Here is a 14,883-nt window from a genome sequence, read left to right on the forward strand (position 1 = left end):
ACCATGGGACTTCCAGGCGTATCAACTACAAACATTAGCAATCGTGTCTCGGTCGCCGACGAGGTTGTCGTCAATCGCGACGGCTCCACCGCAGTCCAGCAGGTTGACGCTCTCGCAGTACAGCTACTGGCTGGCCCGATCGGTACTGAGATCGAAGACAAGATGGCTGCGGCCGCAACCGGCCTGAAGTCCGCAAAGACGTGGCCTGAACTTCTGGCGGTGGTCGGCAGCGCTACCCTGCAAAAGGGAGAGGTCATCACCGATGCCGGCACTCACACCGATCCGGTGGTCGGAGGCACGGTCCCAAACAAGGGATCTTACAGCTGGTCGGTCTCGCCGGCTGGCTGGAAGCGTACCGGCGATCTCATCGACGCGTCATCGCTTAGCGACAGAATCGAGGACACAAACGCCCTGATCAAGGGTTCTTCATCCTCCGAAGTCGTCGCGGCATTTACCGACAAGTTTGGGTTTTCATCCGCCGCCTTTACCCTTGATGGTGCCCTTGAGACCAACCTTTTTGCGGTGAGGGAAGATGGCTACAATGGCGTCGTCTTCACCGACAAATTAGGGTTTGTGCTTGCTCGCTTCGGCGCTGAAGGTTCCCACATCATCAGTCTTGATGGTGGCGACACTCCCGCATCGTCGGATATCACCCCGTATTTTGGACCCAACCTCTTCGGCTGGTCGGGCGAAGTGCAGAAAATCTATCTGGCGCGCCTGTTCGGCAATCGAGACGATGCCAACAGTTGCAGGGTTACTATCCTCGGGGAAACCGGTCACAGCGACAGTAGCGATGTTTGCCTGACTTTCAGACCGGCCGATCTCGGTGCATCCGCGTCGCTGACGGCTTGGCCCCGCAGTTGGGATGGCAGCACGCGCGCTGAGCTTTCCCTTTCCGTCATCGTCGCGCCCAACCCGCCACCGGCGGCCACAGCGCCTGTCATCCTGTGCTTTGGCGACAGCAACTCGCAGGCTGCTGGCCAGTTTCTAAAGCCGGAATTGGAGACGCGGGGATACAGCCCGGTCTTCATCGGTACGCGCACTTTCGGGGGCGTGCAGGTCGAAGGGCGATCAGGATGGGAGAGCGGCGACGTTACCTTCGCGGTGACAGATAAGGTAACACCAGTCGAGGATGGCGGTTTTGCCGCCTACAACGCGATGACGGATGCCGCAAAGCTCGACCGTAATCCGTATCTTCGTCTTGCGACCGGCGGTGACGCAGCGGGCGACATCGTGAATGGCCGCGTGCTCGACTTCGAACGGTTTCGGATCGGCACCGGTCTGGGGATCCCTGACATTGCCCCATACGGCTACATCACCAACGATGTCCGCGACCGGACACTCGATGAAATCTATTCAACGACCTACACCAACGACAGACTGGTCTACAGGCGTCTGCATGCGGCGTGGCCAAACCTCAAGATCCTGCGCTGGTTTCCAGTCATTCCGGTGACGCCTGACCGAGACGCGCTCATGCCATCTTACAAAGCGTATTGGCGAGGCGCGATGGACGCTATCAGGGACCATGCAAGCCCGAAGGTCTTTCTCGTGCCAACCTGGGTAGCGGCTCCGCCCGATGCCGGTTTTGCCCTGGCAGCTGGCTCGGTTGATCTCACGACCGGTGTCAAGATGACCTCCGTCAACGATCCCCTTCACCAGATCGGGGGCTCACGCCTCATGTGTTTTCGCATTCTGGCGGCTGCCATTGCCGCCGCCGCCCGCAACCTCATCTGACACGGAGAAGACCAATGGTCGTTTACACAGCTCGAAATACCGATGGCGAGGCAGGGGCGAGAGAATTCATCCTCCCCGTCATGGACGGCATGGAGGCAATCCACTTCTGTAATACCAGCGTCCAAAAGGCGGCACGCAACTATGCACGCGGGAAGCCGGACGCCAGCATCAAAGGGGTACCTGTCGCCAATGCGAACTACGTCACGTTTCAGGGCGACGTGAACTATCTGGAGACGCGTACCAAGGAAAGCTCGGCTCAGACGATCTACTGCATCTGCCGTCCGATCGGTGACCTCCTGAGTTCAGCGACACAGTCGATGGCGGTTTCGACATTCACACGGCCGGCGGCGGCTGGCGGTGGGTCAACGTTCGGGGCAGCTCTGTTCTTCCAAAATCCCGGCTCTGGACCGACAGTGCAAGGAATTGGGTCGAGGGGAACCTCTGTTGCTAACCACATCAATGGTACTGTCAGCTTGCCAATCCCGACGCCATCCAACTGGAGAATGAACGCTCTTCTGGTCAAGGATGCCGTTACGAAGAATGAGTTATTTGACCTCACAAATAACGGCCACGCCGTCTCGCTGGCTGCAAATACACCTCGATTCCCGTCGAGCGGCTTCTACCGGATTGGAAGCAGCTATGCGGCACCTGCATTTATAGGCCAGATCGACATTGCCTTCGTTGCCATCGCATCTGTCGCACACACGGAAGCGCAGATGCAGGCGAACCGAGCTGCGCTGCAGGCTTACTTCGACCCGCGTGGGATTTCGATCTGAACATTCCAACCGCGCGGCGTCTTAAAGAGAAGTGGCCGTCTAAAGACTACGCAAATGCGTAACCATTAGGTGGGTTGGGCTTCGTCTATGCCAAAGGCCCAACCTGCATATCACGGAGTTGAATCGTTAACCCTTACTTTAGAACGTCGACGCTTTTTCTAACAAAGTTTTTCATGCTCTCGAATGGTGTTTGAGGATCGCGATACCAGCAGTTCTCCTTTAGTGGGGACGAGCATTTTGCAATGCTAGACCCTAGCGGTTTCATATCGGCAATCGCTTGGGGGACAGAAAACCCAACAGCGAGCAGCGCGAAGATGAGCGGGACCCAAAAGCCAAACACGATTTTGTCCCAAGTTAGCGCTCTGGCTAGGTTCCTGGTTTCGCTTCGTATCTTGTCTATGTCTACTTGAATGGCGCTCAAGATGGGTTTCACGTCATGTGCTCGCGCAGCAATATCTTTCTGGGTCTGCGCAATCTCGCTATTTAAGTTCAACTGGAACCTATCAATAACCTCTCGAACCGACGTCAGATGAGCTTCAGCGTTCGCGTTGAGTTTGATGACCTCCTGTTCCCAGTTCAAATCATTGAGTTTTTTAGAACGATCCACTTCAGCTTGAACCGCGTTCACGACGCCAGCCCTAGCGACTTCATCCATAGGCTTCCCGATTGAGGCTAGCACATGTTGAAAGTCGACAGCATCAATCCGGTTGCCATCCGTTACTGCCCACCTTTCGGGAAGATACGCTAAAAACTGCTCATACCGCTTAAATGTCGCCTGCTTGTATTCGTCAACAGCCCGATGCAGTTGCGCAACATGAACATCCAAAGCTTCAGCGTGGGCTGGTTCCGGCAAGGTGTGAAGCCTGTTCACATGATCTTTTAGACTCTCTTCCAGACTACTGAGAATGCCTGCAGGCAATTGAACGTCACGGTATTCCGCCAGGCACTTCACCACAAAGACGACGAGGAAATAGGCAAAGAAGAGGAGGAGAAAAGCGAGGATAGTGGCTTTGGGCGCGCCGTGTGCCAGTTCGATTCCAAAGCCCGGAATTTTCGATAGGTTCATATCCAAATGAGTGACCGCCAAGATGATGACGGTCGTGACAATCATCTCCGTGCGTGCCCTTGCAAACGACGATGACCAGTTCGCCTTGCCGTTGCTCGACGTCTCTTCTGCGCTCATTTCAGCTGTGCCCCCTTGCCTTGGTTATCAGGCTCTTTTCGCTGGATTGCGCGCACCCGTCAGCCAGATGTTCCGTTCAGGACTAAGTGGAATTCCGCCCCGGTGAGCGATGGAGCCCAGTTCGATAGCGGTATGAATAGGATTCGAATACATTCGAGAGGGATGTTAGACAATATCAAGAAATCGTCAAACGGGGGAACAAATACATGGCCGAAGCGCCTGATATGGCAGTCGTAATAGCAACGGAGATCGCCAAACAGCTCCCCGTCAAGGCAGTTTATGATGATGGAATAGCTCGGCCATTGCGAGTTGCGGGCGATGTAATGACGGATATTCTGAAGACACTCCATTTGGCTCTCGCGCCGTTGCAAGTGGCCGCCGCACTTCAGGATCGGTTCGTGGATTTCTTGAACACCTCAATTCGGCGGGTTCGGGAGCAAGATCGCATTGCGCCGCCCCCGCAAATCCTTGGCCCCATTATCGAGGCGATTCGATACGAGCCGGACGGCACCCCAATCAATGAAATGTTCTCTCAGCTGCTGACCCGGGCTTTCGACAAAGATCGGGTGAACGAGGCACACCCGTCCTTTCCTCTACTCATAAAGCAATTATCGTCGGACGAAGCGAGCCTGTTGTTTTCTGTTTGGCGTCGGCAACAAGAAGGCGGCTACTTTCGGCAGCAGATCCATCAGAACTACGATGCCACGATGAATCACTTTTATGGCGTGACGTATGAGATAGATGAAGTCCCGACCTCCCGATTAGCCTTTCCCAAGAATGTGACATTCTATGGTCATCATCTACACTCTCTTGGCTTGACGGCCTTCTATGACTGGAAGATGTCATCCGCATTGTGGTCACCTGCCGATGAGTCAGGCAGACTTGTGCAAATAGGTTTGCGGACATTTAAGGAGCTCCGCCTTACCGATTTTGGATGGGCATTCATGAAGGCAGTTGATGGGCTCAATGCTTCCTGAAGCCTGAAACGGATGATATTTCCGAAACGGGAGCTAAGTCAGAATAGATGCCTCAAATAAGAGTTCGGGTTAAACGGCAGAAGCAGATTCTCGTTCACAACGACCTGTCGAACGCGGGTTACTATTTCTACAAGCGGATTGGCGAGCGCATCAAGAACGACGATCGTGAAGGCGTCGGCCTTGAGATGATGGCATGTCTGATGATGATTGCGTTTTCAATCGAGGCAAAGGCTAACTTCCTTGGTTGGAAGCTCAGCCCCAAAAAGTGGGATGAGGGGAAGCCGACGAAAGAGAAGCTAAAGTTGGTGGCCAAACAGCTCGGGGTTAAAATCGACTTCGGCAAGCGGCCATATTTAACGGTTACATCCCTTAAGACCTTTCGAGATGAGATTGCGCACGGAAAACCGATAGAGAGGTCTACGGATGACGAGGAGGTGATTGAGCGCGACAAGTTAGACCGTTATGACCCCCTCACTGCGGATTGGGATAAGTTCCTGACTACGGATTTTTTGGACCAGGCGTACGGAGATGTGAACGCCATTTGGCTGGGGCTATTGGGCGCGGCGAATCTCAATGTATATGAGACCCTCACACAGGGAAGCAGCTCCTTCGAACTCATCGAGCATATCCCGGCTGCGAAACCAAAAACTGTTGCCATCTGATGTTGCGCGCACTGCCATTCGATTTTGCGCGCTACAGTTCGGCCCTGGACCGTCCAAGGACGGTGTGACCACCCGGCACGCCCGGTCCGCTTTCACGAACCGGAGGAGAACCGCCTTTCACGCAGCCCCGGGGATTTCGCGCGCGTTTCGCCAAACCATCCGGGCACCGACCCCACCTCGCCGGCAACGCTTTCCGGTGTATCCGTGATGGGACGCAAAGAGTATCGCACAGGTTTTGAGGGCGGGGATTTGCGGGGATATTTTTTTGAAGGCAATAAAATCTGCAACGGGCTCATTGCGATCACACCGCCTTAGAAAGGCGCGAGCATGTCTTCGACAATGTCGGCAATATTCGCGTCAGGCCAATGCGCTGCATGAAGCAGTTCCTGAGGTCGGACTTCGCCCACGAAATAGCTTCGAGAGGCGCCGTTGAGCATCGGAATATCGCCATACGAGTCACCCACCGCTGCCAACGACTCCCGTGTTAGTTTGAGCTCCGCGAGTAGAGAATTCAGATAGATGGCCTTATCTTCCGGCCAAAAATGGCTGAGAGTGTCGTCCTCTCGCCAGCCCGTACCGACCGCGTAATCAGCACCCAATTCTCCGGCGAGCCATTCGACTGCGAATTGCCAGGTAATCGAAACGAGAGCGATCTTCACCCCTGCGGCCTTAAGCCGGGTGAAACCTTGTGTGACGCCCGGAGCAAGATGGAGGTCGGCCAGGTACTTGATCAATCCGGCCTTGCCGAAAGGAAGGTACCATTCCAGCATGGCTTCCCGTCCCTTGGTCATATCCTCGCGCGAACGCAAGCGTTCGAAGGCTTCCATCTCTGTCGAGCGCCCGATATTTCTGCCAATGCAGCCACAGATGTTTTCGCCTCTGAACAGTGTTCCGTCAACGTCGAACGCCGCTAATCTGATCCTGCTCATCTTCGCCCCCGCAACTGAACATGCGATGCACTCACTTTTGAACTACATCTGTCTTAGTGTAGGCGTCGAGGCTATTAAGTGATGTCTGTGTAAGAATGGTCAAAGCGGCATTGCTATTGGCAATTGTCGTCATCACAAGGCCCAGTCAAACGTCCCGGAGAGACCGTCATGGTTTCGGGAGATCAGGTTATGCGATCCGACGATCATCCCGGCCGCGACTCGCGCGCGCACCACAACCATTAAGAGTAGAGTATTAACGGAAAATAAAAAGGAACCGTATCGAGGGCGTTGGATCGGGGGCGGCAACTGTAATTCTCGCTCAGGTTTCAATGAAGCTTGAAGGCCCATGCCGTAAAAACCTGTGTGTAACTCAGGCATTCGCGCGTTTTGCCAAACCGTCCGGCCACCGGCCCTACCCCGCCTGCGACGGTCCTAACCTAGCTGATCGGCTTTTCTGCAACGATCCTGTTCACCTCAGCTGGCGATCGTCAGTCCGCCGTAGCGTCTGATTTCGCTGTCGATTTCGGCAACCAGCGTATCGAGGGCGGCGTTTCTTGCCTTTCGAGCGCGACGGACCACGTAGGCCACGGACGGTGGCGACGGAAGGCGGGCGGTGATGATCTGCATATCGGGGCGCAGGTGACGCGTGCTGAGAAGCGCAATCCCCATGGCGGCAGTGACCGCTGCAACAATTCCTGCAGCGCTCGAACATTCAAAGACAGTTTCAAGCGCCACGCCCCCGTCCTGTCCGATATCGAGCGCCCATTTGCGATAGAAGCACTCGTCGTCGAAGGACAAAAAGGCAATGGGCCCCTCCTGCGGAAGCGGAAAATCGGCGTGCCTGACCCAATGCAGATCTTCGCGGAAGAGCACCAGATCGGTGGGGCGGACGTCATGGGAAAACACCTGCACGATCGCGGCGTCCAGTTCGCCGCGCTCCAGCATGGCCCGCAGGACCAGGCTCATCCGGACCTTGGTGCGGACGGACACATGCGGATGCAGGCGCCGAAATCGCCCGAGGATGCGGGCAAGGTCGGTGCAGGTCGTGTCCTCGGTCAAGCCAAGCGCAATACGGCCAGCGATGGACGTTTTCGACAGGCTCAAAAGCGCCTCGTCATGCAGGCCGATAATGCGAACCGCATAGTCGAGCAAATCCTCTCCGGCTGCGGTAAACGTCGGCGCTCCCGGCTTGCGGCTGAGAAGATGACAATCAAGGCTGGTTTCGAGCCTCTTGATCTTGTGGCTGACAGCGGATTGCGACAGGCCGAGTGCTTCGGACGCGCGGGTGATGCCGCCATGGTGGCGGATCGCCCAGAGCGCGCGCAGTGCATCGATTTCCAGACGCCGGGTGGTGAAGTCAGTCATGGACCCTGCTCAAGTTTGATTGTCTCTTCGGAAATTATGCCGCGCCCGGGCCTGTTGGGCAACGTTCAATGACGTTGGCGCATAGAATGTCATGCGGCAATTCAGATTTGTCATGTGCAACGTGATCTCCGCGGCCCTATTGGCTGAACGGCAAACACCATGCCTGTGAGATACCATGACCGATCAAGCCCTATCCCAGCCCGCCCAAAACCAGCGCCGTTTCCTGTGGCCACTGATGGCGACATTGCTGGTCATCAGCTGGAGCTCCGGCTTCGTCGGCATTCGCTATGCCAGCGAACAGGCGAGCGTCACGCTGGTTTTGTTCTGGCGCACGCTTCTGTCCGGCCTGATCCTGCTGCCCTTCGCGCTGGCCATCGGGCCGCGCATGCGGTTGCGCGGGATAGGAGAGCAGATGCTGTTCGGCGTGATGTCGGTGTTCCTGTATCTCGGCGGGTTTGCACTGGCGATCGAACAGCGGGTGCCGACGGGGCTTGTCGCGCTGATTTCCGATCTGGTGCCGCTGGCTATCGCCGCCTTGTCTCAACCGGTTCTGGGGGAGCGGCTGAGCCCCCGGCAATGGCTGGGAACGGCTGTCGCGGTCGTGGGCGTGCTCGTCGTCTCGGTCGATAGCCTCAGCTTCGGCACGGCTCCCGCCTGGGCCTACGGCGTGACCATTGGCTCGATGCTGATTTTCGCGCTTGCCTCGGTGCTGTTCCGCTGGCGGCGGGCTGCGCATATGCCGGTGCACCAGAGCCTTTGCATCCATACGCTGACGGGGGCAGTGCTGTTCGGCCTCTGTGCACGGATCCAAGGTGATATCGCGCCACCCCTGACCGTCAATTTTGCCATAGGAATGGTCTGGCTCGTGGTCTTTGCCACCTTCGCAGCCTATTCCATCTATTACACCAGCCTGCGCATGTTCCCGGTGGCAAAGGTCAGCGCGGCGATCTATCTCAGCCCGCCGGTCACCATGCTCTGGGCATGGGCGTTGTTTTCCGAACCTCTGACACCAGCGATGTTCATCGGGCTGGCGGTAACGCTGGTGGGCGTCTGGATCACGTCGCGCGGCTGACGGCCTTCCGTCGTCAGCCGCCTTCCCCATCACGGCGCCACCGGATCCATCGGAAACAGCGGCGCTCCGGCGGCGATTGGCGCTCCGGCCAAACCCGGGCGCTGGCCGTCATCCCCCTCTTCCAATCCGAGCTTTTGCAGCAACTGCGCGCAAACTGTTGGCATAAATGGCGTGAGCGCTTCGGCGATGATCTGCAGCGTTAAGGCGATGCTGTAGAGGCTGTCGTTCAGGCGAGTAGCGGCTTCCTGTCTTTCATCCGCTGACTGCGCTGCCGCCACCGCTTTTGCATGTGCCCAGGGCTGCTGGTCGGCGACATATTTGTTGGCCTCGGCCACCAGTTTCCAGATCGCATCCAGCGCCCGGTCGAAGGCATAGGCATTCAGATGGGCGGTGACGGTTTCCTGCAGGCCGAGCGCCTGTGGGATCAACGGATCGTGGTCTGAAAATTCCGGCGATGGTTCGCACAGGGTGCCGCCGCGATAGCGTTCGATCATGCTCAACGTGCGGTGGACGAGGTTTCCGAGCTGTCCGGCCAGTTCGGATTTGTAGGCCTTTTCAAAACGTTCGAGCGAGATATCGCCGTCCTCCGTCGTGCGGATATGGCGCAGGAGAAAGTAGCGCAGGGCGTCCGTGCCAAAGCGTTCGGCATAGACGGTGGGGTCGATGGCGTTTCCGAGCGATTTGCTGATCTTGCGGCCTTCCGTCGTCAGATAGCCATGGACAAGGATGCGGGTTGGCAGAGGCAGGCCGGCCGACAACAGAATGGCTGGCCAGTAGACCGCGTGAAACCGGGTGATGCCCTTGCCGATGACATGGTCACGGGCACTTGTTCCTGTCCAATAGCGTGCGAGCTCCGCCTCGTCGGTGCCGTAACCGAGTGCCGTGATGTAATTGGCGAGCGCATCGAACCAGACATAGATCACCTGGCCGGGATCACCGGGAACCGGGATGCCCCAGCCCCGCGCCCGCTCGGCACTGCGCGAAATGCTAAAATCTTCCAAGCCGCGCTCGATCAGGGCGGAAATCTCGTTCTGGCGCGCATGCGGCACGACGCGGATCGTGCCCTTCCGGTAGAGATCGCGCAGACGGCCGGTATAGTTCGACAGGCGGAAGAACCAGTTTTCTTCCTCGATCTCCTCCAGCGGCGCATCATGTTCAGGGCAGCGGCCGTCGATCAGTTCATCGGGTCTGTAAAACTGCTCGCAGCCGACACAGTAGAGGCCCTTGTAGGACCGCTTATAGATATCGCCGTTCTCGCAGCAGGTCTGCCAGAGCTTTGTCACGCCCGGGGTATGGCGGGGATCGACGCTGGTGCGGATGAAATCGTCATAGGAGAGGTTAAGGGTTCTGGGCAAAGCCTGGAAACGTGCAGCGTTGCGCGCGACGAAATCGGCGACGCTGTCTCCAGCAGCCTCCGCTGCCCGGACATTCTTGATGCTGTTCTCGTCGGTTCCGGCCAAAAAGCGCACATCCTCCCCCTGCTGCCGGTGGAAGCGGGCGAGCGTATCGGCCTGAATGACTTCGAGCGCAAAACCCAGATGCGGGGCTGCGTTGACGAACGGGATGGCAGTGGTGATGTAACGGACCGGTGAACGATTGGGTGTTTGGGTCAATGGCGGAACTCCTCGAAATGGTTTGGGGAGGCGGTTCCACAAAAAAAGCCGCCTCGGATGAAGCGGCTTGGGCGTCTGGCGAAATTATCTCAGATCACGCAAAAGGGTCCGCTTCTCGGATGGAGAGCGGCATCATCATGCGCGAAAGAGTGTTGATCGGCAGACTGGTCATGCGGTCTGATAAAACAGGTGGGGGTGGCCTGTCAACGAGGCGGAAAGCGGCTTGGCGAGCGCGCGGGCGAAGTTGCTGGCCACCGCGAGCATTGTGTCCCACGGCAGCCATGGCGGAAATCCGCTTACCCCTCGTTGTGGTTTTCGTGGAACCCGGCGCTGCCCTTGCGCCAATAACCGGCGGCCTTGATCCATGAGCGGTTGTGGCCGCGTTCCTCGACCAGATGCTTGCGCAGGATTTTCACCGTGTCGTTTTCGCCGGCGATCCAGATATAGCCGTCACCTTCGGGAAGCTGCAGCGACTTGACGGCATCGAGCAGGAACGCCGGATCACTGGCAGTGTCGAGCGGGCGGTGGACCCAGCGGGTTTCAAGGCGGGTGGCGGTTTCGAAGGTCTGCTCCTCCTCAGACCCGGCTACCGTGGCAATGACGATCGCCGGTACATCTGCGCGCAGCTCTTCCAGCCTGCGGCCGATGGCAGGGAGCGCCGTTTCGTCGCCGATCAGCAGGTACCAATCGAAATCATCGGTGACGACGAAGGAGCCGCGCGGGCCGCCGACGCCGAGCTTGGTGCCGGGCCTGGCGGTCGACGCCCATTCGGTGGCGGGACCGGCCGCGTGAATGGCGAAATCGACCACCAGTTCGCCCTTTGCCGGATCATGACGGCGTGGTGTGAAATCCCGCATCGGTGAAGCGACGACGCCTTCCGGCAGGGCGGGTGCATCGGGTCCGACAGGCCAGACTGGAGAAACCTGACCGGCGAGCGGCAGGCACAGCTTGACATGATCGTCATAGCCGGCGCTGACAAAGCCCTGGAGGTCGTCGCCGGTGAGCGTGACGCGGACCATTTGCGGGGTGAGCCGCTCGGCCGTCTTCACAGTCAGAAGACGGCGGCGCAACTCGTGGCGGACGCGCGCGGTGGCGTGTCTTTCGGTCATGAAAAATCCTTCAACATGGGCGGGGCTAGCCGCGATTGATCTCGTCGACGGCGCGGCGGAGAATATCCGCGAGCCGTGTCGCCTCCTCGGAGGAACAGCCGCGTTTGTGGAACAGCGAGGCCTTGATCGCCTGTCGTGCGATCTCCAGCGCGTGGTGGCCATGGGCTTCCGGATCTTCGCCAGGCACCTGCCCCCGGCCCTCCATGACATCGCGCACGGCATCCATCTTCGAGCCGATGCGGCCAAGACCTTCGATGATACGGTCGGCCCCTGCCCGTTCGGTTTCAAGGGCGGCACGACCCGCGTCAGTGATGGTGAACAGCTTCTTGTTGCCATCGGCTTCGGCCACCGCATGGCCGATTTCATCGAGATAGGTCAAAGCCGGATAGATCATGCCGGGGCTCGGCACATAAAAGCCGCCAGAAATTTCCTCGATGGTGCGGATGAGTTCGTAGCCATGGGCGGGCTGACGGGCCAAGAGTGCCAGGATCAGCAATTGCAGATCGATCGACGACAGCTTGCGCCCGGCGCGAAAACCGTCGCGCGAGGCAAAGCCGCCTTCGAAACGGCCGGGACCGTGGCGGCCATGGCCACCATGGGCATGCCGCTCGCGGCAGGATTCATCGTGAGTGCGGTGCTCGTGTCCGCGATGACGTCCAAACATGGGATTTCCCTTCGTAAGATATAACACTAGATGTATCTTAAGATATATTTTTCGATAAGCAAGCGGCTCTGTTCGCATTTCGGAGGACTTTGCTACGATGACGACCACAGACTGGAAAAAAGCGTTGCAGACCCAAAGGCTTCGGGTGGGAAAGAAATTTGCAGGCTATGTCGAATTGGCCCCGGGCCGTTCGTCATTAGGAGGCAATGTTCACGCAAACAGGAGGAACGTTCATGCAGAAGATCACGCCTTTTCTCTGGTTCGACAATAATCTCGATGAGGCCCTTGCCTTCTATCTGTCGATTTTCCGGCAGGCGAAAGTGACCTATCAGCAGAAGGGTCCGGACGGCAAAACCTTCACCGCCGCTTTTGAGCTGGAGGGACAGGGGTTCATGGGGCTGAACGGCGGGCCGCATTACAAGCTGACACCGGCCGTCTCCTTCTTCGTCGCCTGCGCCGATCAGGCGGAGGTCGATCATTATTGGGATAGACTGCTGGATGGCGGACAGGCGCAGCAATGCGGCTGGCTAACCGACCGCTTCGGCGTCACCTGGCAGATCATTCCGGATGCACTGATGCGATTGATGAGCGAGCCCGACCCGGCCAAGACTGGCAGGGTGCGCGACGCGATGATGCAGATGGTCAAGATCGACGTCGCCGGACTCGAGAAGGCGGCAGCCGCGTAAGCGCCCTACCCTTCGAGATCATCCTTCAGCCGGCTGATGAGATTGACGGCCTGGGCGGCATAGGGGCCAATCCAGCGGTCGTGGATATGCTTGATCGGCAGCGGGTTCAGGTAGTTCCAGCGCTCGCGGCCCTCGCGCTTGACGATGATCAGATCCGCCGCCGCCAGAACCTTCAGATGCTGCATCACCGTGCAGCGATCAAGCGCGGGAAACCGCGCGCACAAATCCCCCGTCGTCTGCGGCCGATCCTTCAGCACGTCGAGCATGGCGCGTCGGCTGGATGCGGCCAAGGCCTTGAAGATTCGGTCATTTTCATCATCAGTTGACATGTTATATTTTTATAACATAATGGGAGCCAGGACAAGCAAAAAAGGAGGAAAGAACATGGAACTGAAATTCAGGGTCGCCGGCCACATCGCCAAGCCGGTCTCGGAGGTTTTCGAAGCGGTGGTCAACCCGGAGCAGCTGTCGCGTTATTTCACCACCGGCGGCGCCAAGGGCAGACTTGAGACCGGCGCCACCGTCACCTGGGATTTCCACGATTTTCCCGGCGCCTTCCCGGTCAAGGTGATCGAGGTGATCAAGGACGAAAAAATCGTCTTCCAGTGGGCGGCGGATGAAGGCAAAGGCTCGAATGCGCCGAAATACGACACCATGGTGACCATGGCATTCGAACCCGTCGATACCGGGCGCACGCTGGTGACGATATCCGAAGAAGGCTGGCGCCAGACGCAAACCGGGCTCAAAAGCTCCTACGGCAATTGCGAGGGCTGGACGGGTGCACTGTGCGCCATGAAGGCCTGGCTGGAGCACGGCATCAATCTGCGCGAAGGGTTTTACAAATAACCGATTGAGAACAGCCGGCGCGGCATGTCAGTTCTTCGGAAACCGCCGCGCCTGCCACTGGCTTTTCGGCACCGCGCTGCCGACCGCGAAACTGAAGGCGGCGATCCCGTTAACATCGGTGTTGACGGAGCATTTGAAGTCGACATCGATCCACCCCTGTGCGGTCTTGTAGGCGGCACCCGTGGCCGTCATTACCTGCCCGGAGATCGGTGAACCGTTGCGTGGATCGAAAAACAGCCCTTGCGGTACCGTATCCGGACGGGCACGGCGCACCTGCTCCAGTGTTTCGATCATGCACATCTGCACGATCCGCCGGTCCTTCGGCAGCTTGCCGAGCGCCTGGCGGACGCGTGGATCGGACAGCGTATCGGCGGAATAGAGCTCGCTTGCCTTCTTCAACTCAGATGGCGGACGGCTGGGTCTGGTGTCGGAGCCATCCGCAGACGCAACCTTTTGCGGATCGGACACCGCAACATCCACCGGCCGGTCCAATGGCTTGGCTCGCGGGATCGGCACCGTTTCGATCAGTGCCTCACCTTCGTTGAGCACGGGATTGGCATTGGTCGACTGGGGAAGATTAAGCTCGGGCAGCTTGGCAGCAGCCGGGGTCTCGGCCGGTTTATCCAGCGGGTTGGGCAATCGCGGATCGACCTCTTCCGGTGCCTGCTCGCTCGCCAATGGAGCGGCGCGTTCAGCGCGCGGCTCCGGTTCGGCCTGCTTTTCCGGCTCAGAAGGACGGTCTCCGCCCGCGTCCTTGCCGCCCTCCTCGGCTGCAGATTCAAGCGCCTGCGGCTGAAGCGGCGGGATATTTGCGGTTTCGCTTTTTTCAGTTTCAGCCTTCTCGGCTGCGGCTTTCTGGTCGTCGGCCTGCCCAGCCTCCGGTTTATCCGCAGGCTTCTGCTCAGGCTGTTCTTCCGCCTTCTCCGCCGGTTCCTTGATCGGCGTCTCGATCGGCCTGGCGTCTTCCTGCGGCTTTGTTTCCGGTTCAGGCTTGGTTTCCGGTTTTTTTTCGGGTTCGGGCTTCTTCTCCGGCTCGGGCTTCTTCTCTGGCTCTGGCTTTTTTTCGGGTTCCGGCGCCTTCTCGGGCTCCGGTTTCTTTTCCGGCTCCGGAACCATCTCGACCTTGACCACCTCTTCCTCTGCAGGTTTTGGTGGCGCTACCGGCAGCTGGAAAAGCAGAAATGCTGCAACGGCCACATGCACGGCCACGGACGCAAACAGCCCCGCTCCGAATGTACCCCGCCGTTTTTCCGAATTCTGCTGCATA

At 58.3% G+C, this 14,883-nt stretch carries 15 protein-coding genes; 7 read left to right on the forward strand and 8 right to left on the reverse strand.

Annotated elements, in window-relative coordinates; genetic code table 11:
- The first annotated feature begins 3 nt into the window (after positions 1–3).
- Positions 4–1,734 carry an SGNH/GDSL hydrolase family protein gene (locus ACQY8Q_RS26640; protein WP_428429553.1) on the forward strand — a complete coding sequence of 577 codons (1,731 nt, stop codon included), beginning with the start codon at positions 4–6 and terminating at the stop codon, positions 1,732–1,734.
- A 14-nt stretch (positions 1,735–1,748) separates the two neighbouring features.
- Positions 1,749–2,510, forward strand: coding sequence for a hypothetical protein (locus ACQY8Q_RS26645; RefSeq protein ID WP_428429554.1), 762 nt, complete (start codon positions 1,749–1,751; stop codon positions 2,508–2,510).
- Positions 2,511–2,643: 133 nt separating this feature from the next.
- On the opposite strand, the gene ACQY8Q_RS26650 is transcribed toward ACQY8Q_RS26645, so the two are convergent.
- The gene (locus tag ACQY8Q_RS26650; protein ID WP_428429555.1) at positions 2,644–3,693 is read right to left on the reverse strand and encodes a hypothetical protein; all 1,050 of its coding nucleotides are present in this window, start codon (positions 3,691–3,693) and stop codon (positions 2,644–2,646) included.
- A 206-nt stretch (positions 3,694–3,899) separates the two neighbouring features.
- On the opposite strand from ACQY8Q_RS26650, the gene ACQY8Q_RS26655 reads away from it, so the two are divergent.
- Entirely contained in the window at positions 3,900–4,670 is a 771-nt protein-coding gene (locus ACQY8Q_RS26655) for an Abi-alpha family protein (protein ID WP_428429556.1), read from the forward strand.
- Positions 4,671–4,717: 47 nt separating this feature from the next.
- The gene (locus ACQY8Q_RS26660; RefSeq protein ID WP_428429557.1) at positions 4,718–5,332 is read left to right on the forward strand and encodes a hypothetical protein; all 615 of its coding nucleotides are present in this window, start codon (positions 4,718–4,720) and stop codon (positions 5,330–5,332) included.
- A gap of 311 nt (positions 5,333–5,643) precedes the next feature.
- Here ACQY8Q_RS26660 and ACQY8Q_RS26665 read toward each other — a convergent pair whose 3' ends face one another.
- Together ACQY8Q_RS26665 and ACQY8Q_RS26670 are read right to left on the reverse strand one after the other, a co-directional pair.
- On the reverse strand, positions 5,644–6,261 hold the full coding sequence (locus tag ACQY8Q_RS26665) for an HAD family hydrolase (protein WP_428429558.1): 618 nt from the start codon (positions 6,259–6,261) through the stop codon (positions 5,644–5,646).
- Between the two features lie 474 nt (positions 6,262–6,735).
- On the reverse strand, positions 6,736–7,626 hold the full coding sequence (locus tag ACQY8Q_RS26670; protein ID WP_428429559.1) for a LysR family transcriptional regulator: 891 nt from the start codon (positions 7,624–7,626) through the stop codon (positions 6,736–6,738).
- 175 nt (positions 7,627–7,801) lie between these two features.
- On the opposite strand from ACQY8Q_RS26670, the gene ACQY8Q_RS26675 reads away from it, so the two are divergent.
- The gene (locus ACQY8Q_RS26675) at positions 7,802–8,698 is read left to right on the forward strand and encodes a DMT family transporter (protein ID WP_428429560.1); all 897 of its coding nucleotides are present in this window, start codon (positions 7,802–7,804) and stop codon (positions 8,696–8,698) included.
- A gap of 29 nt (positions 8,699–8,727) precedes the next feature.
- On the opposite strand, the gene metG is transcribed toward ACQY8Q_RS26675, so the two are convergent.
- The 3 genes from metG to ACQY8Q_RS26690 all read right to left on the reverse strand — a co-directional run bounded on the left by metG (position 8,728) and on the right by ACQY8Q_RS26690 (position 12,084).
- Entirely contained in the window at positions 8,728–10,311 is a 1,584-nt protein-coding gene (gene metG, locus ACQY8Q_RS26680; RefSeq protein WP_428429561.1) for a methionine--tRNA ligase, read from the reverse strand.
- A gap of 296 nt (positions 10,312–10,607) precedes the next feature.
- Positions 10,608–11,420 carry a siderophore-interacting protein gene (locus tag ACQY8Q_RS26685; RefSeq protein ID WP_428429562.1) on the reverse strand — a complete coding sequence of 271 codons (813 nt, stop codon included), beginning with the start codon at positions 11,418–11,420 and terminating at the stop codon, positions 10,608–10,610.
- A 25-nt stretch (positions 11,421–11,445) separates the two neighbouring features.
- Positions 11,446–12,084: a PadR family transcriptional regulator gene (locus tag ACQY8Q_RS26690; RefSeq protein WP_428429563.1), complete on the reverse strand. Its 639-nt coding sequence runs from the start codon at positions 12,082–12,084 to the stop codon at positions 11,446–11,448.
- A gap of 233 nt (positions 12,085–12,317) precedes the next feature.
- Here ACQY8Q_RS26690 and ACQY8Q_RS26695 point away from each other — a divergent pair, with 233 nt between their 5' ends.
- Positions 12,318–12,770, forward strand: a complete 453-nt coding sequence (locus ACQY8Q_RS26695; protein WP_428429564.1) for a VOC family protein — start codon at positions 12,318–12,320, stop codon at positions 12,768–12,770.
- A 5-nt stretch (positions 12,771–12,775) separates the two neighbouring features.
- Here the strand turns inward: ACQY8Q_RS26695 and ACQY8Q_RS26700 are convergent, their stop codons facing one another.
- Entirely contained in the window at positions 12,776–13,099 is a 324-nt protein-coding gene (locus tag ACQY8Q_RS26700; RefSeq protein ID WP_428429566.1) for an ArsR/SmtB family transcription factor, read from the reverse strand.
- Positions 13,100–13,154: 55 nt separating this feature from the next.
- Here ACQY8Q_RS26700 and ACQY8Q_RS26705 point away from each other — a divergent pair, with 55 nt between their 5' ends.
- Positions 13,155–13,616, forward strand: a complete 462-nt coding sequence (locus tag ACQY8Q_RS26705) for an SRPBCC family protein (protein ID WP_428429567.1) — start codon at positions 13,155–13,157, stop codon at positions 13,614–13,616.
- Between the two features lie 27 nt (positions 13,617–13,643).
- On the opposite strand, the gene ACQY8Q_RS26710 is transcribed toward ACQY8Q_RS26705, so the two are convergent.
- On the reverse strand, positions 13,644–14,882 hold the full coding sequence (locus tag ACQY8Q_RS26710; protein WP_428429569.1) for a DUF930 domain-containing protein: 1,239 nt from the start codon (positions 14,880–14,882) through the stop codon (positions 13,644–13,646).
- Position 14,883: the final 1 nt, after the last annotated feature.

The organism is Pararhizobium sp., from assembly GCF_965279435.1.
GTDB lineage: Bacteria > Pseudomonadota > Alphaproteobacteria > Rhizobiales > Rhizobiaceae > Pararhizobium.